The following is a 24,470-nucleotide window of genomic DNA, read 5'->3' as shown; positions in this document are numbered from 1 at the left end:
AGTCTTATGATTTAATACGGTTATTTTTGAGGTTATATATAGCCTATACTAAATATCATAGCATGAATTATTTTTTATACAGCCACTAAAAAGCCCAATAGTTTCACGTGAAACTATTGGGCTAAAATAATCAAATCGATTATCAAGTCAAACTATCAGTTGAACAATCTATCAGTCGAACAATTCGCCAATTTTCTTAAAGAATGACTTTTTATGTGGCGACTGTTGATGTTTGCTATCACCATCGAGTGTATCTTGGAACTGACGTAACAAGTCTTTTTGTTCGCGAGTTAAGTTCACTGGCGTCTCAATAACGACACGGCAAATCAAATCACCTTTCATCGTCGTACGTACTGGCGTGACACCTTTTCCGCGTACACGAAGTAACTTACCACTTTGCGTACCTTCTGCGACTTTGATTTTTACTTTGCCATCTAAGGTTGGGATCTCGACTTCTTTACCCAGTGCTGCATCGGTGATGCTAACAGGCACATCCATATACAGATCGGCACCTTGACGAGTAAAGACATTGTGCTGCTTGACGCGTACTTCAACATACAAATCGCCATTTTGCACGCCTGCACCGCCCGCTTCACCTTCACCAGCCAGACGTACGCGATCGCCGTCATCAACCCCAGCTGGGATAGAAACTTCTAGCGTGCGTGACTTGTCTTTTACCCCGTCGCCATGACAATCAGGGCATGGGTTTTTGATTTGTTTACCTGTACCGCCACAATGCGGGCAAGATTGCTGCACCGCAAAGAAGCCTTGCTGCATACGAACCTGACCTTGACCATGACAGGTCTGACAAGTAACGACATCAGAGGCGTCTTTTGCGCCTTTACCATCACAAGTATCACAAGGCGCAGGTGCGGTAAAGCTAATCTCTTTTTTGCAACCGCGTACTGCTTCCTCTAATGTCAGCTCGATTACATAACGTAAGTCAGAACCACGACGCGAACGTCCACCGCCGCCACCGCGCGACTGACCAAAGATATCACCAAAGTTACCAAAGATATCACCGAAGATATCTTGGAAGTTGCCCGCGCCTGCACCGCCAAAGCCGCCACCGCCCATTCCATTTTCGAAGGCTGCATGGCCCATACGGTCATAGGCTGAGCGCTTATCTTCATCGCTAAGCACTTCGTAAGCCATTGACGCTTCTTTGAATTTATCTTCAGCATCAGGGTCGTCAGAATTGCGGTCGGGATGATATTTCATCGCCAGCTTGCGGTATGAACGTTTGATCTCTTTACTGTCTGCAGTCTTACTAACGCCTAATATTTCATAAAAATCGCGCTTACTCATGGGCTCTCCTCTCGTCATCACAGTAACGCCAACTGGCAATCTCATTTTTTAGCTCATTGATTTTTACGACTGAAAACACGCAGATGTTTCACATGAAACATAGGGTGTATGAGCGTGAAAATACGAGAAGCATATGAAGATTGCGAGCTAAAACGGCGAGATGCTGTTTAACCAAATCAATTAATATAAGTTTGCGCTATTAATGGAGACCTTAAATTGATTTATCAAGCTCCTAAATCATTAAATTCTTAATTAGTCTATTAAAGTTTATAAAAAATATGAAAAGCTCCTAGCGATAATTTACATGGGTATGGACTGAAATGAGTAGCTTGATAATATGCTATCTAAAATAGCTACTATCAATAAGGAATCTAATAACTATTATAAATCGTTGCTAGCCCAGCAAATCTACGTAACATTTTCATACCTTTATTAATTAGAGTCATGCTAGTATTTATCGCCATATTGATTGTATTAAGTCCGCGATAAGGTAACCCAAATTATGAAAAAGCTAATGACATTGCTGATGTTATTGTTGGTCATTGCAGTAGCTATTTATGCTGGTTCGCCTTATTACAGTGCGTATCAGCTTAAGAAGGCCTATGATGCCAAAGACGGTGCCACTATCGCTGCTGCTATCAATTACGAGCAAGTACGACCGAGTATGAAGACCCAATTGACCAGCAGGTTTGCCAATACGATGGAGCAATATCCGCTAGTTGCAGAGCTTAGTGGAGAGCCTCTTGCGAAAGCTGCTAATAGCTTTATCGTGCAGGCGGTAGATAGTGCTGTGACTCCAGAAAATATCGAAAAACTTATCAATACTCAGGGTCAGGCCAATACGGCTACCAAAGAGCTTGCGGCTGCTTGGGCAATATCCAGCAATCAAGTCGACCTCAAAAACCTAATTCAAGATTTGATTATTCATCGCGGTGATGTCGATGCGGTAGTCAAACAACAAGTTCAGCAAATGATGAGTCAGCAAGCTGCCCAGTTAGAGCAGCAAGCAACCCAAGGGACCGATAGTGACAAGCCAAAATTAAGCTATTGCGGTATCAATTGCTTTACCATTAGCGGTCAAGTCAAAGGCTATCCTATTACTATAGAGATGCAACGTGAAGGCTTCATTGAGTGGAAAATCGTTGATGTAGTCTTGCCATAAACGATATAGTCCTGCCGTAAGCTTCGATTAACAAGACATTTTAATTAAAAATACACCATAAAAAACCGCCCTATGAGCTATGTTCATAGGGCGGTTTTTATGGCTGATTAATTTATATTAATGAGTTTCATGCAGCTTTCTCACTTTAAGAAGAATAACAGAGCTAGCTACTCTACTCCCAAGAACTCTAAAAACTCAGGGCTCTCAAAACTCGCTTGGTATAGCACTCCATCATCGCGGTAAATAGCAGGTGTGGCCATGACAGCCAGTCCAGCCGCCTTTTCACGATTCGGTGTCACATGATCTGTACTACAGTTAGCTGATGCAGGTGTCATCTCACCCGCTAACATTGCTTTATCAAATGCCTTGCGACGACTGCTATCATCTGCTTGACACCAAATACCACGCATTTGCGCTGGTGACTGCTCATATATCGGATAGCCGATGACTTTTACTGTCACGCCTTTTGCATTGAGCATCGGTAGTTGTTGATGCAGTCTGCGACAATAAGGACAGTTGACGTCGTCGGCCACATAGATAACGGCTCTCTCAGCGCTAGTTGCCGGATAGGTTATTAATTGTTTCTCATCTAAGGTTTTAAATACGGACTGGTTTTTACGTTTTTCAAACTCTTCATCCAGCCCCATGAACTGACCGTTTTCAATGACTGATATCTCGCCATCTGTAATATATTGCGCGTCATCGGATAATAAAAACGGTACACCCTCTAACGTTGCACCCCAAAGCACGCCCGGTACAGCTGTATAAAAGAACGGTGTTTTGGCGCTCATGTTTTTAAGCTCGCTCATATTGGCAAGTACAGCAGATTTGACTGCAGCGCTTACTGGCATACCCGCTTGCGCACTATTGCTACGCGCTAGGGTTTTAGTCACGACACGCTTGCTTGGGTTCTTTTGTAGCTCGCCTTGGATAACGTATTCGCCATCAGCAGTAATATGTAGTGGCAGTTGGCCAGCGAGATCAACTTGATACATATTGGGTAAGTTAGATGGCGTAATAGAAGTGATTTGTGTCTTGATACCAGCTTGGGTCAGAACTTGGCGTAGCTGACTGTCAACAGTTGCACTAACATCTCCAGCTGTTGACGTATTCTGTGCATTTTGGCTAGTGTTTTGACTGGCACTTTTGCTTACGGAGTTAGAAACGGATGGCTCGGCGCAAGCGGTCGTCGCTAACAATATGGCACTAATGAGACTGGCAAATTTAAATACAGGTTGTTTCACAAGCGTTGTCCTATCAAAATTAATAGTAGATTACTGAGATAAAGCTCTTATCAACGGAGTTCTTAAAGCAAGTTATGGAATGAAAATTACTAAAATAATAGATTTTGAGATAAAGGGGCTGGAATAATCTAATGTAGCGACATCATCTAAAACAGCCACATTATTAGAGACATTTTTTAAAACATAAAACAGAAACATTATGCAAAAAAGTAGATTAAGTAAGCTACTGAGACTGTAGCACATTGGCAGATTTTTATAAGAGCTTGATAAGAGCTAGGCGCTTTATTTTGCAAAACTGCTACTCAGCTTTAAGAGACAGGCAACATCAGCAAGCAGTCCACCGATATGGTGTCTGCTGCCAATGGCTGTTTCAGATAATTGGTTTTTTAGAAAATATTACGAAGTTAACTTTGGTGAAGTAATCTAATAAGTAAGCTTAAGGCGTCGCCACTCTTAGAATTTTGCGACTTCTTCCTCTGTTAAAAAGCGACTGTCACCTTTATCCAAACCTTCTAAAGTGATATGACCGATACTAGCGCGATGTAGCTCAGTGACTCTATTACCGAAGTAGCCCATCATGCGTTTAACTTGATGGTATTTACCTTGCTCCAACGTCAGACGTGCGTGAGTCTCGTCGATAAACTCAAGGATAGCAGGTTTGGTTTCTTCATGGTCGCCATCGAGCAAGATGCCTTCACTGACTTCCTTCACTGCATTGGCCTGCGCGTCACTATCCATTGGCTCAGCCAAAGTCAGCTCATAGACTTTTGCGTGCTCATGCTTAGGACTGGTGACACGGTGTAGCCAGCCGCCATCATCACTAATGAGTAATGCACCAGTGGTATCGACATCGAGGCGTCCAGCGATACGTAGGCTACCCAATTCTGGCACTGCAATTAGCTCGGTAACGATAGGATATTCTTTTACTTTGAGCGTACACTCAAAGCCTTCTGGCTTATGCAATAAAATATAACGATTGCCAGCAGCAACCGATAGCGACTCGCCTGCCCATAGGACTTCATCATTGACGATATCGACATGTACGCCAGGGTCTTTAATGACTTCATCGTTTACAGTGACTTCGCCTGCGTGCAAGATTCTTTTGGACTCTTTACGCGACAGTTCGGTGGCTTTACTAATAAATTTATCTAAACGCATGCTATTTGCTACCATCAGTTTTGTTATATAGTTAATTTGGAATAAAATCGATACGCTAACATGGACGTGATGCTGGTATAAATTTTACTTGCGTGCTGTGTCTACGCTGACAGAGGCTGCATAAAACTCATCCCAGCATCACTGCATCAGCTTTAAAGTTAATCGAATCTAGTAAAATAAATGAAAACTATATCGAATAAGGACTATAGTATTTATCAGGCAAGTTTAACATATCCTATCTAAACTAAGGCTGTTCATAAAAAGGCGTACATTAAAATAATATGAGTTATCAAACCTTACAACGTGCCGTCACTGCTAGGCTGGAGATTAAAAAGTCTGAATTCATTACTTATGCCTATCCGGTCACTTCACGTGAACAAGCAATGTTTCACGTGGAACAGCTGCGCGAACAATATGCTGATGCGCGTCATCACTGCTGGGCGTACATCATTGGCGATCCTGCTAATACAACGAGCGCAGGCTTTGATGATGATGGCGAACCTAACGGTACAGCAGGTCGGCCAATTCTAAACGTCCTACAGCACAAGTCTATCGGTAACGTTATTATTATTGTGGTGCGTTATTTTGGTGGTATTAAACTGGGTGCTGGCGGCCTAACTCGTGCCTATGCAGGCTCTGCGCAAGCGGCTGTCGATGAGATGATATTGCTCCCCTATGTGCCAATGGCTCAAGTACAAATATTAGCGGAGTTCGCTACTGAAGCGCAATGTCGTTATGTAGTAGAAAGTCTAAATGGCAGTATTGATGACGTGAATTATAGTAAGCAGGTTACGTTAACCGTGACTATTGCTGAAGCTGATATTGAAGCTTTAAAAGAGCGCCTTGCTATGGATGGACGGGTGCTGGATAAACCATAGAACATGAACAATTTTGAGTAATCATGCGTTCACTGTAAGTCATTGGATTTAACCTGACCTATCGGTATGATAAAGCACTGTCTAACAATAATGACCTAATAAGATTAATTTATGACAACTTCAAAACCTTCAAAGAGCGCAAAGTCTTCAAACACCCCAAAACCGTTTGCACCCACTCCTTTTAAACCACCATTTTGGCTGACTAATCCACACCTGCAAAGTATTTTGCCTAAGTTTTTTGCACCAGAAGTGCCAAATTATCGCCGAGCACTCAAGCAAGACTCGTTGTGTGAGACGGACATTGCTTATGACTTCTACGATGCGCATCCAATAGAGGCAACTGACGATGGTACGCTTGAGCAAACACCTTTAGTCGTGCTATTCCACGGAATGGAAGGCAGTAGTGATAGCCATTATGCGCGCGCATTGGCGTATCAAATGCATCGCGATGGCTGGCACTTTGTAGTGGCACACTTTCGCAGTTGTGGCGGTATTCCAGCTAACGGACGCGTCTTTTATAATGCCGGTGACACTGAAGAGGTGCATCACATGCTGCAGAATTTACGTGAGCAATATGCTCATATCTATGCGGTAGGCGTCTCCCTAGGCGGTAATGCGCTGGCAAAATATATGGGCGAATATGGTGATGAAGCGCTATGCGAGGGTGCCGTGGTCATCTCCGCTCCTGTCGATATGTCGTCAGCTGCTCTAAGTATGCATAGCTTCTTGAGTCATCGTATTTATACGCCATATTTGCTCAATCCAATTATCAAAAAAGCTTTATCAAATGACATAAGCGAAGAGGAAATTGCCTCTATCAAGTCGGTCAATCGTATCAGTGACTTTGATAATATCTTTACCGCGCCGCGTCATGGCTATCGCTCCAAAAACGACTATTACCACTCCTCATCGGCTCTACCCTACTTAATAAATGTCACCCATCCGCTACTGCTGATTAGTGCCAAAGACGATCCCTTTATTGGCTTTACCGCCACTCAAGGCGATGTGTCTGATAGCGTCACTATCCTTGATACCGACCATGGTGGGCATATTGGTTACCTGCGTTATCGCTCAGCTAGCAAACAGGCTGACACCGTGAAATCCAGCTCTAAGCAATCGAAAAAGAATGGTAAAAAAACCAAGACCTCAAAATTCGATATCAATTGGATACCTGAAACCGTTAGCGCCTTTTTTCACTCAATTGGCATTCCGTCTAACGATATTTCACTTGATAATGTTTCACCTGGAAACGCTTCACCTAACAATGCTTCCAATGAATAATAATCTAATAAACCATAACCCTAATCCTTAAACTATTGAGAGTCTGTCATGTATCCATTTTTTCGTTATGCTAAATCTATCACTAAGGCTGTCATCGCTAATAAAAAAGGCGATCAACTAGACTTAGCAGATACCAGCGAGATTGAGATTCGCTGTAGCTTGACGGACATTGATAATTTTTTAGAGATGAATAATGGTCGCGTGCTGACGTTATTCGATTTGGGACGTACTGACTTTGCCATTCGTACTGGTCTTGGCAAACAATTGCTGCATAGGCGTTGGGGTCTGGTCGTAGCTGGCAGCACAGTACAATATCGCAAACGCATTCGCGCCTTTGATAGGGTTACGATTAAGACGCACGTGGCTGCTATTGATGAGCGTTGGATCTACGTGGAACAATCAATGTGGGTGAAAGGCAAGCCCTGCTCGTCTGCTCTACTACGGACAGGCGTCACTAGCAAAGGACGCGTGATTGAAACTCAAGAAGTGCTGGATGCGATGGGTAAATCTGATTGGAATATGCCGCCGACCGGCTATGTAGCCGAGTGGATTGAGAGTGATAATGACCGTCCGTGGCCGCCTTTAGGTTAGGCTAACTGTAAATTTATTTTTGATAATCTGTCACAGCCAGTTAACCTTAAGACTACCATTCCACAACATTACATTATACAAATACGTATAATAAGTGTTAGGATATTAGTGAGTAGAATATTCAATTGAATATTATTTAACTAAATACAGTCTAATAAGGAAAATAAAATGGTTAATAATACGGATTACGTTGGAACGCTATTTGACAATAGTGAATCAAACCCAAGCAAAATCACTTTAGCCTTTACCATGGCAGGTGTCGCGCTTAAAAAAGGCCACTCTGCATCAGTTATATTGATGGTAGACGCGGTACATTTGGCATTGCCGAACGCATTAGATAACGTCGATATTGGCGCGCCATTTGAACCTGCTGGCGAGTTACTAGAAGCCTTCATTGAAAAAGGTGGACAAGTATTGGTCTGCAGTGCATGTATGAAGCACAGCGGTGTGGAAGAGTCAGCCATTGATAAGCGCTTTACCGTCATCAGTGGTGATGACGTGGTTGAGCTGCTGATGAATGCGAAAGGTTCATTGCAGTTGAATTGATGCTTAAATCTCAATAACTAAAAAGGTCATAACTTAGTTTTAGAGACTAAGTTATGACCTTTATTTTATCTAAGCGTACTTAACACGATACTCTTCGACCTTTTGTAATATCTCATCTACTGTTCCTTGTAGCTCTGGACCCATACGCAGATATTCTTGTCGGCGTTCATCTTTGAGTAGAGACACTAGGGCGTAGTAGATAGGTTTAAACTGCTCTTTTAGATGGATAAATTCGTCCATAAGTCCATAAGCTATTTCTAACTGATTCTTCTGAATTAGAAGAACTAGGAAATTTTCAAATAAAGTTAGGAACATTCCACCTTCCTCAAAGACAAGATTATTATTTCTTAGTGTCTCTAAACTACTTTCTAAATCTTTGAATTCGTCGAACCATAATTGTATATATGCTTGAAAAGCCATAAATATAGCACTATCAAGCTTTGCTTCTGACGTTGTTTCATTAACTATTATCCGACCAACATTCTTAGAACTCTCATAATCCATATCAACTATGTTTACTAATAGCATTAAACGACTCATTGAAGACTTTGCTGATTCTTGAAGAATATTAGAAATTACTTTGTTCTTTAACTCTTCATCTTCATTAAAAAACTCATAAACAACTTCTAATATTATTAAATTTTGAGCAGAACCAATATCTAATTTTAGTACTTCTTCAATATTACGTTTTGCATCCTTATATCTTTTAAGTTCTATATTTAAAAAACAGTTTTCAAGATTAACTTTATAAACCTCCCATTCTTCAGATCTAATTAAGTTGCTGTAGTATGGTTTTAAGAAAATATTTACGCCCGCCTTTAGAGTTTCGTCTATATGCTCACTGGCTAGCAAAGCGTTTATATATACCTCTTTAGTTCTTTGCAACTTAAAACCGTCAGCACCATTTAAATCTATATAAGGTATAGCTATTTCAACCAGCTTTATATTCAACTCATTCTTATCATACCAACTCTCTAAAAATCTAGTAAGCCATAAAACACGGCGCTTATCTGTCTGACTACCATAACGCATCAAATACCAAATATTAAAAAACCGCTCTTTTACGATATATAAGTGATTTTTGGTGTCAGTTTCTATTTTATCGACTATCCATTGCTGCTGTAGCTTAACCAATTGGGCTGATACTGTCTTACTTGGTAGACGTGTTTGTTCTGCAATCTCTTTAGTACTCATCGCATCCCAATTCATCGCTATTACATGTACGATAGCCTTCTGCTGTCTTGATAAGTCATCCATTCGATGCTTATATAAAGGTGTAGTCTTATCTATGGTTTCCTCTAAATAAGCATAACTACTCTCTTTCGCTCCTTCCATAATAATTTGAAATAGCAATACAATAGTACGAGGTACACCGTCAGTTAACCGCCTTACCGCTTCAATACGTTCAGGGTACTCAGTAATAATTTCTTCGATTGTTTTGACTGCTTCTTCACCAGTTTGTGTCGCCAAAGAGCGCAGCAGCTCGTGCATTTCTGTTTCGTTGATCGACTTCAAATTGACTAGTTTAAAGAACTGATAGAAGGGGGCTGATACATCGAAGTGTGCTTCTAGTGATTGACTTGAACCACCGATAAGACGAATATGCGGATGAAGACTCAACACTTCACGCAGTTGAGCATGCTCAACTTTATCAAAATCCTTAAATAGCTCTCCTAGATTATCGACAAAAACGATAATTTTTTGCTTATTTTTATCTAAGTAATGTTGTATAAGCTCCCAAGCAACTACCGCATCATCGTCTAAGCGCAAGACTTGTTGAAACAGCTCTGAATATAACTGAGCATCATATTCTGCTAGCTTTTCAGCAATACGTAGCCAAAAAGTAAATAGCGATAATATACCGTACTCTTCTTCATTCAATAAAATAGGTATCAACCATTCGCTTAATTTCTTGTCTTCTGCAACTTCATAGGAAAGACGAGATAATAAAGTAGTTTTACCTGCGCCTCTTACGCCTTGAATAAGATAATGGGTCTCTGGATGAGTCATTTTACTCGTTTGAATATCCTTCCAGATGCGTTGGTATTCTTTTTTGCGAATACTAAAGCCTGCTTTTAATAGCTGAACATCTATATTTTGCGTGTTATAAAGTAAGACTGAATGGCTTTTTATATTATTATTTTCCATAACGAGTCCACCAACGTTTTAGTAAAGGAGAAGTAAATTGATAAGTACTGTCTTCTGGTTGATAAAGATAACCATCGTGTAAAAGGCAGTTAATGACATATCTGCTATTCACTTGATCTTTAAAGTCAATATGTTGCGACAGGTTAAATAACTCTCCATGAACCACGCTAGTATCTGTTTTGCTTACCAAATCTAAAACTTGTTGAGCATAATGGCGTTCAATTTTTTCTAGACGGTTTAATCTATCACGCCAATGAGAAAAGACGGTTTTCATTGCTGGACTAAACAAACTGTTGATAGCTACCTTTACATCGCTATGCTCGATTCGACGTTCTTCTTCATCAAATATTTCAATAAGCTGCTCACATACCAACCCTAAATAGTAGGGCATATTCCAACCTACCTCATCAATGATTGCTTGCTTAGTCTCCATATCTAGAATAACTTCTGAACAATGCTTATTAATGTAAAAGTCTATAAATTCTACTGCTCGATCGTCTTTAAAAGGGCGAATACTCATATTAACCAACATGTTAATTAAGTCAGTAACTGCCAATTTTTCTGCTAATGTATCTAAACCTATCGAGCCTGTTAAGATAAACTGAACTTTTTCATTGAACTCAGGGTCTTGACACAGTGCGCGAATACCAGATAAAAACTGCTCTACACCTCTTTTGCCATGTTCATCAGATATTTTCTCAAGTACATCAGGGAATTCATCAATTGCAATAATGATGGTCTCTTCACTCAATTTCAGGCTCTCATACAGTACATCTCGAATCATTTCATGAGTAATTATTTTGGTCTCACCCTTTTCTTTACCTAACCCAGCTTCGATGTTCGTTGGACTAACTGACAAGCTAAAATTAATACCTTTTGCCCACTCTGAGAGCTTACTCTTTATCTTTTCGGATTTTTTAATATGGTCGGAACGATAGATTTCACGTAGCATTTTTTGATAAAAGCTCTGCTCATTATCACAAGCTTGTACGAAAACATATATAACTGCATAACCTGATTTAGGTTGATCTTTAATATGAGTAATCATTGAAGATTTTCCTACTCGTCTAGGTGCAAGCAATAGAACATGAGCACCATCTGACAGATGTCTCCATAGCTTTTTTTCATCGGTAGGTCTTGGAAAATAATTATCACCTGTCACTATATTCCCTGTGCTCATCTTTTTATCCTTAGTTGACTACAAATTTATAGTCATAATACTTAACTACAAAACTGTAGTCAAATATCTTAGCTACAACCTTGTAGTCAAAACTCACCTTTTCCATTCAGCAACTAAATACACATTATCTAACATGCAAGCCGTCCAGCTTTGTTAAAGTAAGTCATGTAAAACGCCTAATAAAATAAAAAGGAAGCCCGTCATGACCTTACTGAATACCCTTAATTTAACCTACCCTATCGTGCAAGCACCGATGGCAGGAGCGACCACACCTGAGCTGGCGGTGACGGTCAGTAACTTCGGTGGATTGGGATCATTGGGGTCTGGCACGACGGCGCCAGATGTTTTGGATAAGCAAATTGACACTATTAAATCGCTCACCGACCGCCCTTTTATGATCAATCTGATGGTATTGTCTGAGCATGATTCTAGTACGTTGGACAGCGAGATGCCTTCTTGGCTAAGCCAGTATTATCAACAGCAAAATATTGAAATAGAGTTACCTGAACGACCAGCGCTAAGTTTTGCAGATCAGCTACAAGTACTCTATGACAATCCTGTCCCTGTCGCTAGTTTTACCTTTGGCATTATTAGCGCTGAGCAAGTTCAGCATTTACAGAGTCTAGGTACACGCGTCATCGGTACTGCCAATCATCCATTGGAAGCGAAAGCATGGGCAGAGATTGGCGCAGATGCAGTATGCGTACAAGGGGTAGAAGCTGGTGGCCATCGCGGTGGTTGGTTGCCACAAAGCGCAAGCGATCCAATGGGATTATTGACCTTGATTAGCCAAACGCGCGCTTGTACCGATATTCCGTTAATCGCTGCGGGTGGGATTATGACTGGGCAAGCCATCAAAGCAATTCAAACAGCAGGTGCTGAGCTGGCGCAAATAGGGACTGCATTTTTGACTACAGATAAATGCAGTATTAATGACATTTATAAACAGGCGCTACTCGATGCCAGTCAAGATAAGCGCAGTACTGAGACACGCTTAACAAGACTGTTTTCAGGTAAGCAGGCTCGTGGTTTATTAAATGATTATCTGCGTAATTTTGGCCAATTTGAGAGTGCACATGAGCTACCACCCTACCCACAATTAAATGCCATGACCAAAGACTTACGTGCGCATGCGAAAAAGAACCTTGATGCAGAACACCAGTCTTTATGGGCAGGACAAGGAGTAGCCTTGGTCAGACAAGAAGGCACGATTGAATTGCTAGAGCGACTGGTAAAGGATTTGTAATTGCTATAGCCAAAAAAAAGAAACACCAGACCAGCTGATGTTTCTTTTTTAGTTTTAAACAAACCTTTTAACTCAAATAATTATTTCTTCAACCTTTCCCTAAACGCCTTATAATCCTTCGCCGTTTCTTTTACCGCTTCGATCATCGGTACATGACCGACTTCTGGCATCATGATAACCTGCGCATGTGGCATGATATCAATCATTATTTCGGCAGTTTCAGGCTTAATAACATTGTCCTCTTCGCCCCAAACGATCAAGGTCGGAATGTTATATTCAGCGATGACTTTGGCGCGTTCTTCGACATTGTCGGTGACGATTTGCTCTAGTATTTTGGATTCTAACGCTTTATTAGCAAGGCGCTCTTGTGCAAAGACCGCTTTGACTGATTTTGGAATATAAGGCGGCTTGTACATGACAAAGTTATACATATTGTAAAAATCTTCTTTGCTATTAATCAGCAAAGGGTTGTTCTCAAGAGTAGCGCTTTCAAGCGATTTAGGCACGCCTGCTGACCAAAACCCTGCACTATCGACCAACCATAAGCTTTTGACCTCATTAGGATACTTCGCGGCGTAAGCGACACTGATAGCGCCGCCCATCGAATTACCGCCGACATGAATATTCGAAGCCACACCTTTGGCTTGCATGAGCTCATGTAAGCGCGCGGCTTGTGTGTCTGCGCGGTAATCAGCCGTCATTGGTTTGCTAGAGTCGCCAAAACCTAGCAAGTCTGGGATAAGTAGATGATAGCCGCTTAACTCATCAGCGATGCGGGTAAAGTTGTCTTTATTACCGCCAAAACCATGAATCAGCAATAAAGGCTCGCCAGCGACGTTACCGTTTTCTGCATAGACCATTTTATCGCCTGAGGATAGCATAAATGATTTAGTCGTTAGGTCTGATTTTGAGCGTTCATACTGGATAAGCTTTTGCGTGGTATTTACGGCCAAGGTGTTGGGCGCAGTAGTACAACCGACGACTGAAAGACTGAACAGTACGGCAAGGCTTAGGTGTTTTAATAGCATCGAGACTTCCTTGTTAGCAGCTGGCAGAATGAATTAAAAAGCATAATTCTAGGATAAGCTTATTTTAAGTTTAAGCAATCATAGCAATTATTTTCCCGTCTAAACGGTATGACAATCACATAAAAAATGATAGTCAAATAATCATAAAGCTCGTTAAGGGTTTACAGCTCTAATAAAGACGGCACAAGCTTTCTGGTTTATGATAAGCGCTTTCGTTTAATCAGCCCCAAATTAAAGGTCTAGCGCAAAAGGATAAACATTGAGTAAAACAAATACCGCCATTGGTAAACAACGCGACCTCACCGAAGGGTCGATTGCCAAAACGATGCTCCTGTTTGCATTACCAACACTTGGATCATCGGCCCTACAGTCGTTAAACGGATCGATCAATGCCGTCTGGGTGGGTCGGTTTTTAGGTGAAGAGGCGTTGGCAGCGACGGCGAACGGCAACATCTTGATGTTTATCCTGATATCCTTCGTTTTCGGTTTTGGCATGGCTTCTACTATCTTGATTGGTCAGGCAATGGGCCGCCGTGACGACACCATGGTCAAGAAAACCATGGGAACGGCGCTGGGTAGCATTATTCCGATAAGTATATTGGTATCGGCAATAGGGTGGATATTTGCCCCAATGCTACTTGAACTGCTGGGTACGCCATCAAGTGCGGTGAGCCTTGCCCTGACTTATCTGCGGATGATTTTCATTGCGATGCCCGTCACACTGACCTTTACGCTAATGATGATGGCACTGCGCGGAACGGGCGATTCTACGACGCCGCTTTGGTTTATCATTATATCAGTCGTTATTGACCTGATTTTGACGCCGACGCTGATTTTGGGTCTAGGACCCTTTCCCGAATGGGGTATATTTGGCTCGGCATTCGCAACCGCCGTCGCAAACACACTAGCGCTTATTGGCATGGTCGTAACCCTGTACTGGCGTGGCTCTGTGCTGACACTTAGGTTGCCAGAGCTACGCTTTTTGCGCGCAGACCGAGAAATCTTGAAGTCGATGTTCTCGAAGGGGTTGCCGATGGGCACTCAGATGATCGTCATCTCCTCGGCGGCATTGACGATGTTGTCGCTGATCAACCGCGAGGGGGTACAAACGACGGCGGCTTATAGCGCGACTCAGCAGCTTTGGACCTACGTGCAGATGCCTGCAATGGCGTTAAGTGCCGCGGCCAGTGCGATGGTTGCACAGAACATCGGTGCTAACCAATGGAGTAGAGTCGCAGGAATCACACGCTGGGGGCTTATTTTTAACGTGATACTGACGGGAGCGATCATCGGGGTGCTGAGCATTTTTGATGAAACTATTTTGAGTCTTTTCCTTGGTAGTGACAGTGAAGCGGTGCCGATTGGGCGGCATATTCAGTTAATGGCGACATGGGGTTTTGTGTTTTTTGGGATCGCGCAAGTGCTGTTCGGCACCATGCGTGCTAACGGCTATGTAATTTGGCCGCTGATCGTCATGGTGATTTCCATGTACCCAGTGCGTCTTGGATTTGCTTTCGGGCTTTATCCCCTACTCGGAACCGATGCACTTTGGTTATCGTTTCCAGCGGGCATGGTAGCCACTGCTGTGATGGGCGCAGGACTATATCTGTATGGCGGATGGCGCAAAGGTAAACACTTGACCGCAGAAGAGGCCGCGCAAAGGTCTGAGGAGTTTCGCGCGCATTCGAGCACCAGTGCGTCGTTTCGTGATATTGTACCAACGACTGTGTGGAAACTGTCACCTTTACGCCGTATCGCAAGGTTGCATCGACGATTGCAGAGGCGACTTCATAGACACCGTATGATAAGAAAGAATAAACGATCATAGCTTGGTTTATATACAATCTTAACTTAACTTGGCTTGGCGGCTTTTGCTCATTGGTATGGCGAGTAATTTTTTCACAATATTTACCTATTACTACGAATACCTAACCTAGTTCTATCTTGGACTCGACTTTGCATTATCCAATAAAAATTCTACCGCCGCCGCTGCATGAATCGCTGTAGTATCAAATACCGGAATTGAGCTGTCTTCTTGCTTGATAAGTAGCCCAATTTCGGTACAGCCTAATATCACACCCTCTGCTCCTTCATTCGCTAAGTCTTGAATCACTTGGCTATAATACTGACGTGAGCTATCAAGAAATTGCCCTTGGCATAGCTCCTCATTGATGACTCTGTGAATCTCTTGCTGCGCATCTTTATCTGGTATCAAAACTTGCAAGCCAGCATCAATAAGGCGCTGCTTGTAAAAGTCCTGCGTCATCGTAAACTGCGTACCGAGTAGCGCTATCTTGGTCAGACCTTTTTGCTTAATCGCAGCAGCCGTGACATCAGCGATATGGATAATCGGCAGATTAGTCGCGGCTTGGACGTCATCGACAACCTTATGCATAGTGTTAGTGGCGATAAGCAACCCTTGTGCGCCAGCTGCTTGCAAGCGCTTAGCACTACTTGCCATTATCGCGCCCATTTCATCCCAATCACCTTGCGCTTGCAACTTATTAATTGGCGCAAAGTCGACGCTATGTATCAGTAAATCCGCTGAATGCAGGTTACCCAACTCAGCTTTTATACCTTCATTAATCAAGCGATAATAGCTTTCGGTACTCTCCCAGCTCATACCGCCAATGATGCCTAATGTTTTTTGTAGAGAATCACGTTGCTGTTGAGCTGCCATGTCATTGCCTTAGTTGTTTGTTATGAGCTTGTTTATCGTAGCAAAACTGACCACCTCAAATAAGGTGTTTTTAAGTATGTGGTCATTATCGTTAAGATACAGCAAAGCTTATTATTGATAATAATTGTTTTATCAATAGCTTTACACGCTATATTATAGCCGCTAATAAAATGTCGCTAATAGAATTCACAATAATGCTTTACTCAACCATTTACTGAATGACAAAGTCATGCTGATATTATTATTCAAGCGTGACTTTTTCATGTAGGACTAGATAATATTATGGCAAAACTACCTACTATTAGAATACGTACTCGCCGCAAATACTATCGGCTAATCTTTACTGGTCTTATGGCACTGATGATGTCGCTCATTATCTCGACTGCGTTGATATTGGTCAAAGTAGGCTTTATAGATGGTTTCTTTACAGAGCTAATGCACTCGTGGGGATTGGCCTTTGTATTTGCGTGGCCCAGTGCGTACGTCTGCGCATACTTTGTGCAGGAGCATGTACTTAGTCGGATTGAGTTTTATTGAGCTATCTCCCATTCTTAACTCTACTAAACGTACTCTCACCTGATAAAAACAGCTAAGATAGACTACATACTGTTTTTATGTAGAGAGCGCTATGACTCAATCGCGGCGTACCATCGAGCACTTGCTAACCCAAGGTAGTCTTCCCCTAGAGCATGCAGATACAGCAGCGACTCATCTAGAAATATTTCCAACCAAACGCTCGTGGCTGGCTTTTTTTGATAAGACTCTATTAGTTATCGGCGTCGTGGCACTCGTATTGTCACTAGTGTTTTTTATCGCCTATAACTGGCTGCATATGGGCAAGATGGGTAAATTTGCCCTAGTCGAAGGCGCATTGGTTATCACCATCACGCTCTACGTCCTACTCTCTTTTAGGCGCAGGTTTACGTTTATCAGACAGTTATTACTGCTTATTGCTAGCGTGATTACAGGCAGTCTGCTGGCACTATTTGGACAGGTGTATCAAACGGGCGCAGATACGTGGCAGCTATTTTTTAGCTGGGCATTATTGATTATTCCGTGGGTTCTTATCGCACGCTTGCCTGCGCTGTGGCTATTATGGCTAGGGTTAATTAATGCCTCTCTAATCCTCTATTTAGATATCGCAGATTTCCTATTTATCGACTACACCTATCAAAGTATTTTTCAGTTAGCAATATTAGCGCTAGTGAATTTTATAGCATTTAACTTATGGCTAATCTATGCTAAAAACAAACTCCCTGTTAATAAAATCTCTATTAATAAATCCGCTACTCACGCTGCCATTGTTAGCACAAACGACTTAGAACTCGCCAACTCTAGAGACAACACCGAAACCCAATCTAAGCTGCATTGGAGCACCTATATTGTCGGTTTTCTCAATACTTATTTTATAACCCATCTAGCGATTGTTACGGTCTTTGACGATGGTTATGTTAAAAGTACTCGTATTCTGACCACGCTCATATCTTTACTGTTATGGGCAAGCTGGTGCGGATTTATCTATTGGCGGTTTTGTAAGCGTCGTACTGACTTGCTGATGCTGACTTATCTTTGTTTTTCTATCATCGTTGTAGTGATGTTTTGGACAGCTAAGCTGGTGCTAGATGATTTTGATGCTGGTGGCTTTTTAGTTTTAGCGTTATTGCTAATCGGGATGAGTTCTATGACGATAATGTGGCTGCGTAAGGTGGCAAATTTAGGCAGCAAAAATCCTGCGCCTCACTCATTAAAAGGAGGCGGTCATGAATAGCAATCACTCGAACGCTATCTTTGTACAATTGCAACAACGTGGGTTAATTAATGCCACTTCTGTTGAGAATAAAACTGAACCTTACGATGATACACCATGGTTTATCCATCTGTTTTTTGGTTTGAGTGGTTTACTTGCCAGTCTGTTCTTCATTGGATTTTTAACCTTAATATTGGAACAAACAGGGGTGTTAGATAGCGCTATTGCGCTTTTTATCATCGGTACATTATTAAGTGCGGCGGGGCTGGCATTATTTAAAAGCAAACATAGCTATCGTAGTACTTTTATGAACAGTTTAGCGTTTGCCATTAGTATCGTCGGTCAGATATATATCATGTTTGCTTTACTCAGTAACGAGCTTGAGCAACCATTCAGTGTTTGGTTGTTTTTATTGATTCAGCTAATAATGACCATTGTCATGCCAAACTTTCTCTATCGCTTGTTAAGCGCTACCGTAGCATTGGGCTGCATGGTCTATCTACTTAATTTTTATTCCATATCTGAAGTTAGCTTAGGACTCTTAGCACTTATTACTGTCGTCAATCATTTACAACGCTATAGTTTGTTGCAGCGCATACCTACTAAGTGGCGCTCCAGTGCTTTTTCTATTACTAAAGCTGTCGCCTATGCCAGCGCTATTATGTTGCTCAGCATATCAATCTATTTTATCGCCGCTGAATACGGCAATAGTTTTCTAAATAGTAATGAAACCTCCAGCTATAACTACTTCCTAGCGCAAGGGCTGCTCACACTTGCCAGTCTCTATGCGGCCCACCTTATCCTTAGACGCTATCAGATCAAACTACTATCAGCAGCAGGCCTTATGATCGCCAGCGCTATTATCAGTTTAGGCATCATGTCAGTCTATGTATCAGGCTTATTAGCGACTAGCCTTATCATCATTATCGCGACTGCCAATAGTCAGCGTGTGTTATTAGGTCTTGGTATCTGCGCATTGGTGGGTTATATATTTTGGTATTACTATCAGCTCGATACTTCGTTGCTGGTCAAATCTGTCTCTATGCTTATTATTGGAATCGGTATGCTAATGATGCGTTGGCTGCTGGTTAAGCGCTACTTTTCTGGTAGTAAGGAGCGGGGGTTATGAATGACATAAACGATAATTTGGTAGTACAAAAACCTTTGGAAAAATCCTTGCCGTGGTGGCAAAAACGCCCCTTTAGCATTAGCGTTGCGTTATTAGGATTGCTCTTTATTATCTTCATGATGACTATTAATGTAGCGAAATACGAAACCCATCTTGCCACGGGTGACACCGTTTTACTTGAGCTTGCCCCTGTCGATCCACGCGGTTTTATGCAAGGTGATTATATGACCTTAAGCTATACTATCGAGCGTAAAGTATTCAATGCGTTAGAGAATCATACAGAAGAAGACTTATATGGTACTGCCTCACGTGACGGCTATGTCATCGTGGCTTTAGACGATAATAGAGTTGGTGAATTTATCCGTTTAGCTGACGCTAAACCTAGCAATTTAACGCCTAATGAAATGGCAATTCATTACCGCATTCGCCATGGTTCACTAAAGCTTGCGACCAATGCTTTTTTCTTTCAAGAAGGTCATGCTGAGGCTTATGAAGCAGCAGAGTATGGACTGTTCCGCATCAATGACAAAGGTGAGCCGCTATTAACAAATATGGTGGATGCGAAATTTAAGGCAATTGAAATAAAGAACACAGAAGTTGATAAAGCGCAGGTTAATGAGACACCAAACTAGATGGTTAGGATTTCACTATGGCGAGCAAGCGACAACGTTACTTAACGAAAGTAATATTGCGATTTATGAGCCAGACTTGTTACTGTTGATGGCTGATTAAGCTCTTTCTATTAAGAGCACCTATTACACTTAATCATACTTAATTAATCAAAAACAAATAAAGGATTTATTATGCGTAGCGCAACTTATGACACTTTTGGCAAACCGACTGAAGTACTTAGCTTAGGTGATAACCCTATTCCAGAGCCAAAAGCAGATGAAGTGCGAGTCAAAACCATACTCGCCTCCATTCATAACCATGATCTATTAACCATTCGCGGCAAATACGGCTTTAAACCTGAACTGCCAGCGATCGGTGGTTCTGAGGCCTTGGGTATCATCGATGCCGTTGGTAGTGACGTCAAAGACCTAAAAGTCGGTCAGCGTGTTGCGGCAGCTAGCGTCCAAGCGACGTGGGCTGAATACTTTACCGCGCCTGCCAGCATGATATTCCCAGTACCGGACAGCTTAGAAGATGAGTTGGCTGCACAATTGATTGCCATGCCGCTTAGTGCCTTGATGTTGCTTGAATTCTTAGAAGTAGAGAGCGGTCAATGGATTATCCATAATGCTGCCAACGGTGCAGTTGGTAAGTCACTCGCTATGCTGGCTGCTGCGCGCGGTGTCAATACAATCAACGTCGTACGCAGTAGCGATGCGTTAGAAGAATTAGAAGCACTCGGCATTAAAAATAATATCAATAACTCAGACGAAGACTGGAAAGATCAAGTCCGCAATATCGTAGGCGATGACAGCATCAGCGCTGCAGTGGACTCTGTCGGTGGTGAGGCCAGTGGTGATTTACTATCATTGTTAGGTCATTATGGCACCTTAGCATCGTTCGGTATCATGTCAGGTCAGCCAATGACGCTTAACCCGACGCATATTATCTTCAAACAAGCCACTATCAAAGGCTTTTGGGGTAGTAAGATTAGTCAAGAAATGAGCGTGGAAAACAAGCAGCGTTTGGTTGATGAGTTAATAGAACGCGCGGTTGATGGCAAGTTAAAACTACCGGTTGAAGCAACTTTTGATCTGGCTGACATTGTTAAAGCGGTCGATGGTAAGTTGCAGTCAGGCAAAAAAGGCAAGGTACTTTTGAAGCCTTAATCAAGGGAGTCCGATATAAAAAAAGATACAGTGAGACTGGTATTTATTTTTTGCAGCCTCTGTCTGCGTAGGCACAGCAAGCAAGAAAAATTTATACCATTCTCGCGTCAAAATATAACGTATCTACTTTATTTAGTATTGACTATAGATTAGATATAGACATCTATGCCCATATAAAAGCGACTATAAAGATAAACCTCACTAGCAATCCATAAGGAATTTCACCATGTCTAACCAAACTTTTAAAGCCTTAGTCGTCGAAGAAACCAGCAACGGTGAATTTAAAAAAAGTATTCAACAACGCAACGTCAGTGATTTACCTGAGAATGATTTGTTAATCGAAGTGCATTATTCATCATTAAATTTCAAAGATGCGATGTCAGCCTCGGGCAATAAGAGAATCACTAGAAACTATCCGCATACTCCTGGTATTGATGCGGCAGGCGTCGTGGTTAGCGACAAGTCTGGCACTTTTAAAGAAGGGCAAGAGGTCGTCGTATTCGGTTATGATTTGGGCATGGATACGGATGGCGGCTTAAGCCAAATGATCTCTATCCCTGCCGATTGGGCGGTAGCCTGTCCAGAATCTTTAACGCTAAAAGAAGCCATGATTTACGGTACGGGCGGCTTAACGGCTGCTTTGAGTATTCAAAAGTTAGAGAAAATGGGCGCAAAACCAAGTGATGGCCCAGTCGCCGTCACTGGGGCAACCGGCGGTGTCGGTAGTATCAGTATCGCGATTTTGAGTCAATTGGGCTATGAGGTCATTGCCTTCTCTGGTAAGCCTGAGCAAAGCGATTATTTAAAAGAGCTTGGCGCAAGTGAAGTACGTCATCGTGACACCATCAATGAAGTCGGTAACAAACCTGCCGGTCGCGAGCTGTGGGCAAACGCCATCGATACGATAGGCGGTGATTATCTAGCCAATTTACTCAAACAAACCAAAGCTGGCGGCGCGGTTACTTCTTGTGGTTTGGCGGCGTCACCTGAGTTTTCTATGACGGTCATACCTTTTATCACCAGAGCAGTGTCCCTACTCGGTATCGATTCGGTCTATATTCCACTGGACGATAAAAAGGCCATTTGGGAGCGTGTTTCAACCGATATGAAACTGCCTGACCTTGAGAGTTATGCTGAAGAGATTACGTTAGAGCAAACACCTGAGTACTTAGATCGCTTTATGGCGAGTAAGACGGTTGGGCGTTATGTGGTGAATGTGAAGGGTTAGGTTTTTAGTTTGGAAACTCAAGTTTAGTATATCAACGGCAGTGCTTCTTTTGGGGTGCTGCTTTTTTTTAGAACTCAACATCATAAATGTCACTAAAATTCTTTAAGGTTAGTCCTTTCCAGATAATGCTATTATCTTCAGAAATTAGCTTTGAACAATACTTCAACTTTAGGCTTAACATCAATATGAGAAACTTTAGTAAGGAAGAAGAAAATATTTTGAACCAGTTAATTAGCTCGAACACACTAAAACTTGAAGGTATGATTTTGTTTGACGTTTTTCTTGAAAATTACTTTTTTGGAGATGAGCATTATAGCAATATTTATGTTAATAGTGGTACTCAGGAAGTATTTTTGTCTATAAAGTCAGATAATATCGTAGAACGTAGAAAGGAAACTGTTCGCGTAATAGTACTGGTTAATTTACTAATGAATCTCATGGATTTAGGAATAATTTCTTTTATTGGTAAGCAAAACGAAATAGAAAAATGTAGTGGTCAGCAGTATAACAATGCTTTAGTTAAAATAGATCAACCCATATCAAGCTTTTTACTTGAAAAGCTAGGTAATTTTATTCTCCCTAGTGAAGAATTAAAAGAATTAGTAAATAATAACTTTAAAAATTCGGAAGAAATACGCCACCGTCAGACGATGATTTTGGCGATAGTAGCTATAGCTGTTTCGTTATTGATTGGATTATTAGGTATTTTCATTTAACTAAAGAATATCAGCGATATAATTATAATTACTAGAATATTTGACAGTATAATATTTTCTCTTAATTCGAACTTATTAAAAAACTGGAGTATTTCATGCCACTTCAAATGTTGAGTGAGCTTAGATTTTCTATGGGCACAACTGAGTCTTTAAACAGCAATACTGTAGATGACTTTGTCTCGTTGATTAGGAAAGTATCAGGTCCGATAGGGCAACACCAGATAATGGAAATTTTTAAACGACATTTTTGCAAAGTTTCTAACGATTATTATGCACCAAGTTCTTCTTTAGACTGGGCAGAATCCGATATGTCTACTCAAGCTTACAATGCAGCTAAAGATGCACCTAACTTTATAGCCGCTATGTATGAGGCTTTAGAAGAACTCAAACATAAAAATGCTAATGTACCAACAGTACAATATATCAATCAGATATTAAAAAACAAGGGGCTGTCCTAGATAACTAGTTCAGTTCCTTTTTAACCCATTGTTTTAGCTGACGTAATTGACGTTTCGGATCACTGTAGTTAAAACGCCACTCACATTCCTTTAAAAACAGATGGAAATGCTCTTTTGGGATGCCATTATATTTACGCATATGACGCTTTGCTTGACTCCAAAAGTTCTCTATTCCGTTAATATGATTACTGTCTTGTACAAACTCTTTTGAATGGTTAATGCGGTAATGGGTAAACTCACTGACATCAAGTGCGTTGTAACTTCTAAAGGAGTCTGTGTAAACGATACTATCAGGCTTTACTTTCTCTCTTATAATAGGGATTAAGGTATCAGCTCTGGCATTAGGGATGATACAAGCATAGACGCTACCATTGCGCTTAAGCAGTCCAAAAACAGGAACTTTGTTACCAGCACCGCGACCACGTTTGCCTTTGCGTCTGCCGCCAAAGTAGCTCTCATCAACTTCTATTTCGCCTTCTAGAAGGCCAGGTTCCTGACTATTTTCATAAATCAGTAGTCTTAGCCTGTGAAAGTAATAGCTGGCTGTTGTTTTATTAACACCCACTAAGCTTGCTGCTGTTCTTGCGGTAGAACCGGCAACAAATAGTTCGATAAGCTTAGTTTGTTTGTACCAACTTAATCTACTCTTTCTCATATGACTATCCTAGATTATTTTACTTATCTAGGACAGCCCCAAAAACAATAATGTCCAATATGAAATTGTTGGAGATCAATTAATTCAGAATGCAGGGAGTGTTGCTACTCCAGAATTGAGTGAATCCGTCTCGACTACAGTAATGAAAGCTTTAGGTAATGCAAAGGCTTTAATAGGTAATGTAGACTCATCGAGTGCAATAGACCGTGCTCATACTGCGCTTCACGGTTACTTAGTACAACTTTGTACAGATAATAATATTACTCTACCGAATGATCCTACAGTATCTAAAGCATTTAAAGAACT

The 24,470-nt window shown here is 41.6% G+C and carries 23 protein-coding genes; 15 read left to right on the top strand and 8 right to left on the bottom strand.

Annotation, left to right across the window (positions count from 1 at the left end; translation table 11 throughout):
* Positions 1 to 171: 171 nt before the first annotated feature.
* Positions 172 to 1,308, bottom strand: a complete 1,137-nt coding sequence (dnaJ, locus tag AK823_RS00190; protein WP_068325325.1) for a molecular chaperone DnaJ — start codon at positions 1,306 to 1,308, stop codon at positions 172 to 174.
* 502 nt (positions 1,309 to 1,810) lie between these two features.
* Between dnaJ and AK823_RS00185 the strand changes: the two genes are divergently transcribed.
* On the top strand, positions 1,811 to 2,470 hold the full coding sequence (locus tag AK823_RS00185; RefSeq protein ID WP_068325323.1) for a DUF2939 domain-containing protein: 660 nt from the start codon (positions 1,811 to 1,813) through the stop codon (positions 2,468 to 2,470).
* A gap of 167 nt (positions 2,471 to 2,637) precedes the next feature.
* On the opposite strand, the gene AK823_RS00180 is transcribed toward AK823_RS00185, so the two are convergent.
* Together AK823_RS00180 and AK823_RS00175 are read right to left on the bottom strand one after the other, a co-directional pair.
* Positions 2,638 to 3,714, bottom strand: coding sequence for a thioredoxin fold domain-containing protein (locus tag AK823_RS00180; RefSeq protein WP_068325321.1), 1,077 nt, complete (start codon positions 3,712 to 3,714; stop codon positions 2,638 to 2,640).
* Between the two features lie 453 nt (positions 3,715 to 4,167).
* Positions 4,168 to 4,872: a 16S rRNA pseudouridine(516) synthase gene (locus AK823_RS00175; RefSeq protein WP_068033601.1), complete on the bottom strand. Its 705-nt coding sequence runs from the start codon at positions 4,870 to 4,872 to the stop codon at positions 4,168 to 4,170.
* A 281-nt stretch (positions 4,873 to 5,153) separates the two neighbouring features.
* Between AK823_RS00175 and AK823_RS00170 the strand changes: the two genes are divergently transcribed.
* The 4 genes from AK823_RS00170 to AK823_RS00155 all read left to right on the top strand — a co-directional run bounded on the left by AK823_RS00170 (position 5,154) and on the right by AK823_RS00155 (position 8,168).
* Entirely contained in the window at positions 5,154 to 5,750 is a 597-nt protein-coding gene (locus AK823_RS00170) for a YigZ family protein (protein WP_068325319.1), read from the top strand.
* 111 nt (positions 5,751 to 5,861) lie between these two features.
* Positions 5,862 to 7,031 (top strand): alpha/beta fold hydrolase, encoded by a 1,170-nt coding sequence (locus tag AK823_RS00165; protein ID WP_068325317.1) that lies wholly within the window; start codon positions 5,862 to 5,864, stop codon positions 7,029 to 7,031.
* A 48-nt stretch (positions 7,032 to 7,079) separates the two neighbouring features.
* Positions 7,080 to 7,622 carry an acyl-CoA thioesterase gene (locus AK823_RS00160; RefSeq protein ID WP_068325316.1) on the top strand — a complete coding sequence of 181 codons (543 nt, stop codon included), beginning with the start codon at positions 7,080 to 7,082 and terminating at the stop codon, positions 7,620 to 7,622.
* Positions 7,623 to 7,790: 168 nt separating this feature from the next.
* Positions 7,791 to 8,168, top strand: coding sequence for a DsrE family protein (locus AK823_RS00155; RefSeq protein WP_068325313.1), 378 nt, complete (start codon positions 7,791 to 7,793; stop codon positions 8,166 to 8,168).
* A gap of 69 nt (positions 8,169 to 8,237) precedes the next feature.
* On the opposite strand, the gene AK823_RS00150 is transcribed toward AK823_RS00155, so the two are convergent.
* Positions 8,238 to 10,316 (bottom strand): helix-turn-helix domain-containing protein, encoded by a 2,079-nt coding sequence (locus AK823_RS00150; protein ID WP_068325311.1) that lies wholly within the window; start codon positions 10,314 to 10,316, stop codon positions 8,238 to 8,240.
* Positions 10,306 to 11,496, bottom strand: coding sequence for a hypothetical protein (locus AK823_RS00145; protein ID WP_068325309.1), 1,191 nt, complete (start codon positions 11,494 to 11,496; stop codon positions 10,306 to 10,308). Before AK823_RS00145 ends, AK823_RS00150 begins: the two co-directional genes overlap by 11 nt.
* A gap of 202 nt (positions 11,497 to 11,698) precedes the next feature.
* Here AK823_RS00145 and AK823_RS00140 point away from each other — a divergent pair, with 202 nt between their 5' ends.
* On the top strand, positions 11,699 to 12,742 hold the full coding sequence (locus tag AK823_RS00140; protein WP_068033591.1) for a nitronate monooxygenase: 1,044 nt from the start codon (positions 11,699 to 11,701) through the stop codon (positions 12,740 to 12,742).
* Between the two features lie 80 nt (positions 12,743 to 12,822).
* On the opposite strand, the gene AK823_RS00135 is transcribed toward AK823_RS00140, so the two are convergent.
* Positions 12,823 to 13,770 (bottom strand): alpha/beta hydrolase, encoded by a 948-nt coding sequence (locus AK823_RS00135; RefSeq protein WP_068033589.1) that lies wholly within the window; start codon positions 13,768 to 13,770, stop codon positions 12,823 to 12,825.
* A gap of 259 nt (positions 13,771 to 14,029) precedes the next feature.
* On the opposite strand from AK823_RS00135, the gene AK823_RS00130 reads away from it, so the two are divergent.
* Positions 14,030 to 15,598, top strand: coding sequence for an MATE family efflux transporter (locus AK823_RS00130; RefSeq protein ID WP_068325307.1), 1,569 nt, complete (start codon positions 14,030 to 14,032; stop codon positions 15,596 to 15,598).
* Positions 15,599 to 15,709: 111 nt separating this feature from the next.
* Here AK823_RS00130 and AK823_RS00125 read toward each other — a convergent pair whose 3' ends face one another.
* On the bottom strand, positions 15,710 to 16,450 hold the full coding sequence (locus AK823_RS00125; RefSeq protein WP_068325305.1) for an aspartate/glutamate racemase family protein: 741 nt from the start codon (positions 16,448 to 16,450) through the stop codon (positions 15,710 to 15,712).
* 282 nt (positions 16,451 to 16,732) lie between these two features.
* Between AK823_RS00125 and AK823_RS00120 the strand changes: the two genes are divergently transcribed.
* From AK823_RS00120 to AK823_RS00085, 8 genes are all read left to right on the top strand, one after another.
* The gene (locus AK823_RS00120; protein WP_068033581.1) at positions 16,733 to 16,987 is read left to right on the top strand and encodes a DUF2798 domain-containing protein; all 255 of its coding nucleotides are present in this window, start codon (positions 16,733 to 16,735) and stop codon (positions 16,985 to 16,987) included.
* Between the two features lie 91 nt (positions 16,988 to 17,078).
* Positions 17,079 to 18,218 carry a DUF2157 domain-containing protein gene (locus AK823_RS00115; RefSeq protein ID WP_068325303.1) on the top strand — a complete coding sequence of 380 codons (1,140 nt, stop codon included), beginning with the start codon at positions 17,079 to 17,081 and terminating at the stop codon, positions 18,216 to 18,218.
* Entirely contained in the window at positions 18,211 to 19,326 is a 1,116-nt protein-coding gene (locus AK823_RS00110; protein ID WP_068325301.1) for a DUF4401 domain-containing protein, read from the top strand. Before AK823_RS00115 ends, AK823_RS00110 begins: the two co-directional genes overlap by 8 nt.
* Positions 19,323 to 19,958 carry a GDYXXLXY domain-containing protein gene (locus AK823_RS00105; protein WP_068325299.1) on the top strand — a complete coding sequence of 212 codons (636 nt, stop codon included), beginning with the start codon at positions 19,323 to 19,325 and terminating at the stop codon, positions 19,956 to 19,958. Before AK823_RS00110 ends, AK823_RS00105 begins: the two co-directional genes overlap by 4 nt.
* A 171-nt stretch (positions 19,959 to 20,129) precedes the next feature.
* The gene (locus AK823_RS00100) at positions 20,130 to 21,107 is read left to right on the top strand and encodes a zinc-binding dehydrogenase (RefSeq protein ID WP_068325297.1); all 978 of its coding nucleotides are present in this window, start codon (positions 20,130 to 20,132) and stop codon (positions 21,105 to 21,107) included.
* A 226-nt stretch (positions 21,108 to 21,333) separates the two neighbouring features.
* Positions 21,334 to 22,335, top strand: a complete 1,002-nt coding sequence (locus AK823_RS00095) for a YhdH/YhfP family quinone oxidoreductase (protein WP_068325295.1) — start codon at positions 21,334 to 21,336, stop codon at positions 22,333 to 22,335.
* A 185-nt stretch (positions 22,336 to 22,520) separates the two neighbouring features.
* On the top strand, positions 22,521 to 23,051 hold the full coding sequence (locus AK823_RS00090) for a hypothetical protein (protein WP_149031828.1): 531 nt from the start codon (positions 22,521 to 22,523) through the stop codon (positions 23,049 to 23,051).
* 95 nt (positions 23,052 to 23,146) lie between these two features.
* Positions 23,147 to 23,509 (top strand): hypothetical protein, encoded by a 363-nt coding sequence (locus AK823_RS00085; protein WP_068325291.1) that lies wholly within the window; start codon positions 23,147 to 23,149, stop codon positions 23,507 to 23,509.
* A 4-nt stretch (positions 23,510 to 23,513) separates the two neighbouring features.
* Here the strand turns inward: AK823_RS00085 and AK823_RS00080 are convergent, their stop codons facing one another.
* Entirely contained in the window at positions 23,514 to 24,164 is a 651-nt protein-coding gene (locus AK823_RS00080) for an IS1595 family transposase (RefSeq protein ID WP_068325289.1), read from the bottom strand.
* Positions 24,165 to 24,470: the final 306 nt, after the last annotated feature.

Source organism: Psychrobacter sp. P2G3, from assembly GCF_001593285.1.
Taxonomy (GTDB): Bacteria; Pseudomonadota; Gammaproteobacteria; order Pseudomonadales; family Moraxellaceae; genus Psychrobacter.
The sequence above is the reverse complement of the archived record's forward strand: the minus strand, read 5'-3'. Positions and strand labels throughout refer to the sequence as shown.

Bases quoted from the DNA above. Each gene is read 5' to 3' on its own strand.
- AK823_RS00110 (WP_068325301.1), top strand. From the start codon at position 18,211: ATGAATAGCAATCACTCGAACGCTATCTTTGTACAATTGCAACAACGT.
- dnaJ (WP_068325325.1), bottom strand. From the start codon at position 1,308: ATGAGTAAGCGCGATTTTTATGAAATATTAGGCGTTAGTAAGACTGCA.
- AK823_RS00125 (WP_068325305.1), bottom strand. From the start codon at position 16,450: ATGGCAGCTCAACAGCAACGTGATTCTCTACAAAAAACATTAGGCATC.
- AK823_RS00160 (WP_068325316.1), top strand. From the start codon at position 7,080: ATGTATCCATTTTTTCGTTATGCTAAATCTATCACTAAGGCTGTCATC.
- AK823_RS00150 (WP_068325311.1), bottom strand. From the start codon at position 10,316: ATGGAAAATAATAATATAAAAAGCCATTCAGTCTTACTTTATAACACG.
- AK823_RS00105 (WP_068325299.1), top strand. From the start codon at position 19,323: ATGAATGACATAAACGATAATTTGGTAGTACAAAAACCTTTGGAAAAA.
- AK823_RS00090 (WP_149031828.1), top strand. From the start codon at position 22,521: ATGAGAAACTTTAGTAAGGAAGAAGAAAATATTTTGAACCAGTTAATT.
- AK823_RS00185 (WP_068325323.1), top strand. From the start codon at position 1,811: ATGAAAAAGCTAATGACATTGCTGATGTTATTGTTGGTCATTGCAGTA.
- AK823_RS00140 (WP_068033591.1), top strand. From the start codon at position 11,699: ATGACCTTACTGAATACCCTTAATTTAACCTACCCTATCGTGCAAGCA.
- AK823_RS00080 (WP_068325289.1), bottom strand. From the start codon at position 24,164: ATGAGAAAGAGTAGATTAAGTTGGTACAAACAAACTAAGCTTATCGAA.
- AK823_RS00145 (WP_068325309.1), bottom strand. From the start codon at position 11,496: ATGAGCACAGGGAATATAGTGACAGGTGATAATTATTTTCCAAGACCT.
- AK823_RS00170 (WP_068325319.1), top strand. From the start codon at position 5,154: ATGAGTTATCAAACCTTACAACGTGCCGTCACTGCTAGGCTGGAGATT.
- AK823_RS00165 (WP_068325317.1), top strand. From the start codon at position 5,862: ATGACAACTTCAAAACCTTCAAAGAGCGCAAAGTCTTCAAACACCCCA.
- AK823_RS00120 (WP_068033581.1), top strand. From the start codon at position 16,733: ATGGCAAAACTACCTACTATTAGAATACGTACTCGCCGCAAATACTAT.
- AK823_RS00155 (WP_068325313.1), top strand. From the start codon at position 7,791: ATGGTTAATAATACGGATTACGTTGGAACGCTATTTGACAATAGTGAA.
- AK823_RS00100 (WP_068325297.1), top strand. From the start codon at position 20,130: ATGCGTAGCGCAACTTATGACACTTTTGGCAAACCGACTGAAGTACTT.
- AK823_RS00115 (WP_068325303.1), top strand. From the start codon at position 17,079: ATGACTCAATCGCGGCGTACCATCGAGCACTTGCTAACCCAAGGTAGT.
- AK823_RS00095 (WP_068325295.1), top strand. From the start codon at position 21,334: ATGTCTAACCAAACTTTTAAAGCCTTAGTCGTCGAAGAAACCAGCAAC.
- AK823_RS00135 (WP_068033589.1), bottom strand. From the start codon at position 13,770: ATGCTATTAAAACACCTAAGCCTTGCCGTACTGTTCAGTCTTTCAGTC.
- AK823_RS00085 (WP_068325291.1), top strand. From the start codon at position 23,147: ATGCCACTTCAAATGTTGAGTGAGCTTAGATTTTCTATGGGCACAACT.
- AK823_RS00175 (WP_068033601.1), bottom strand. From the start codon at position 4,872: ATGCGTTTAGATAAATTTATTAGTAAAGCCACCGAACTGTCGCGTAAA.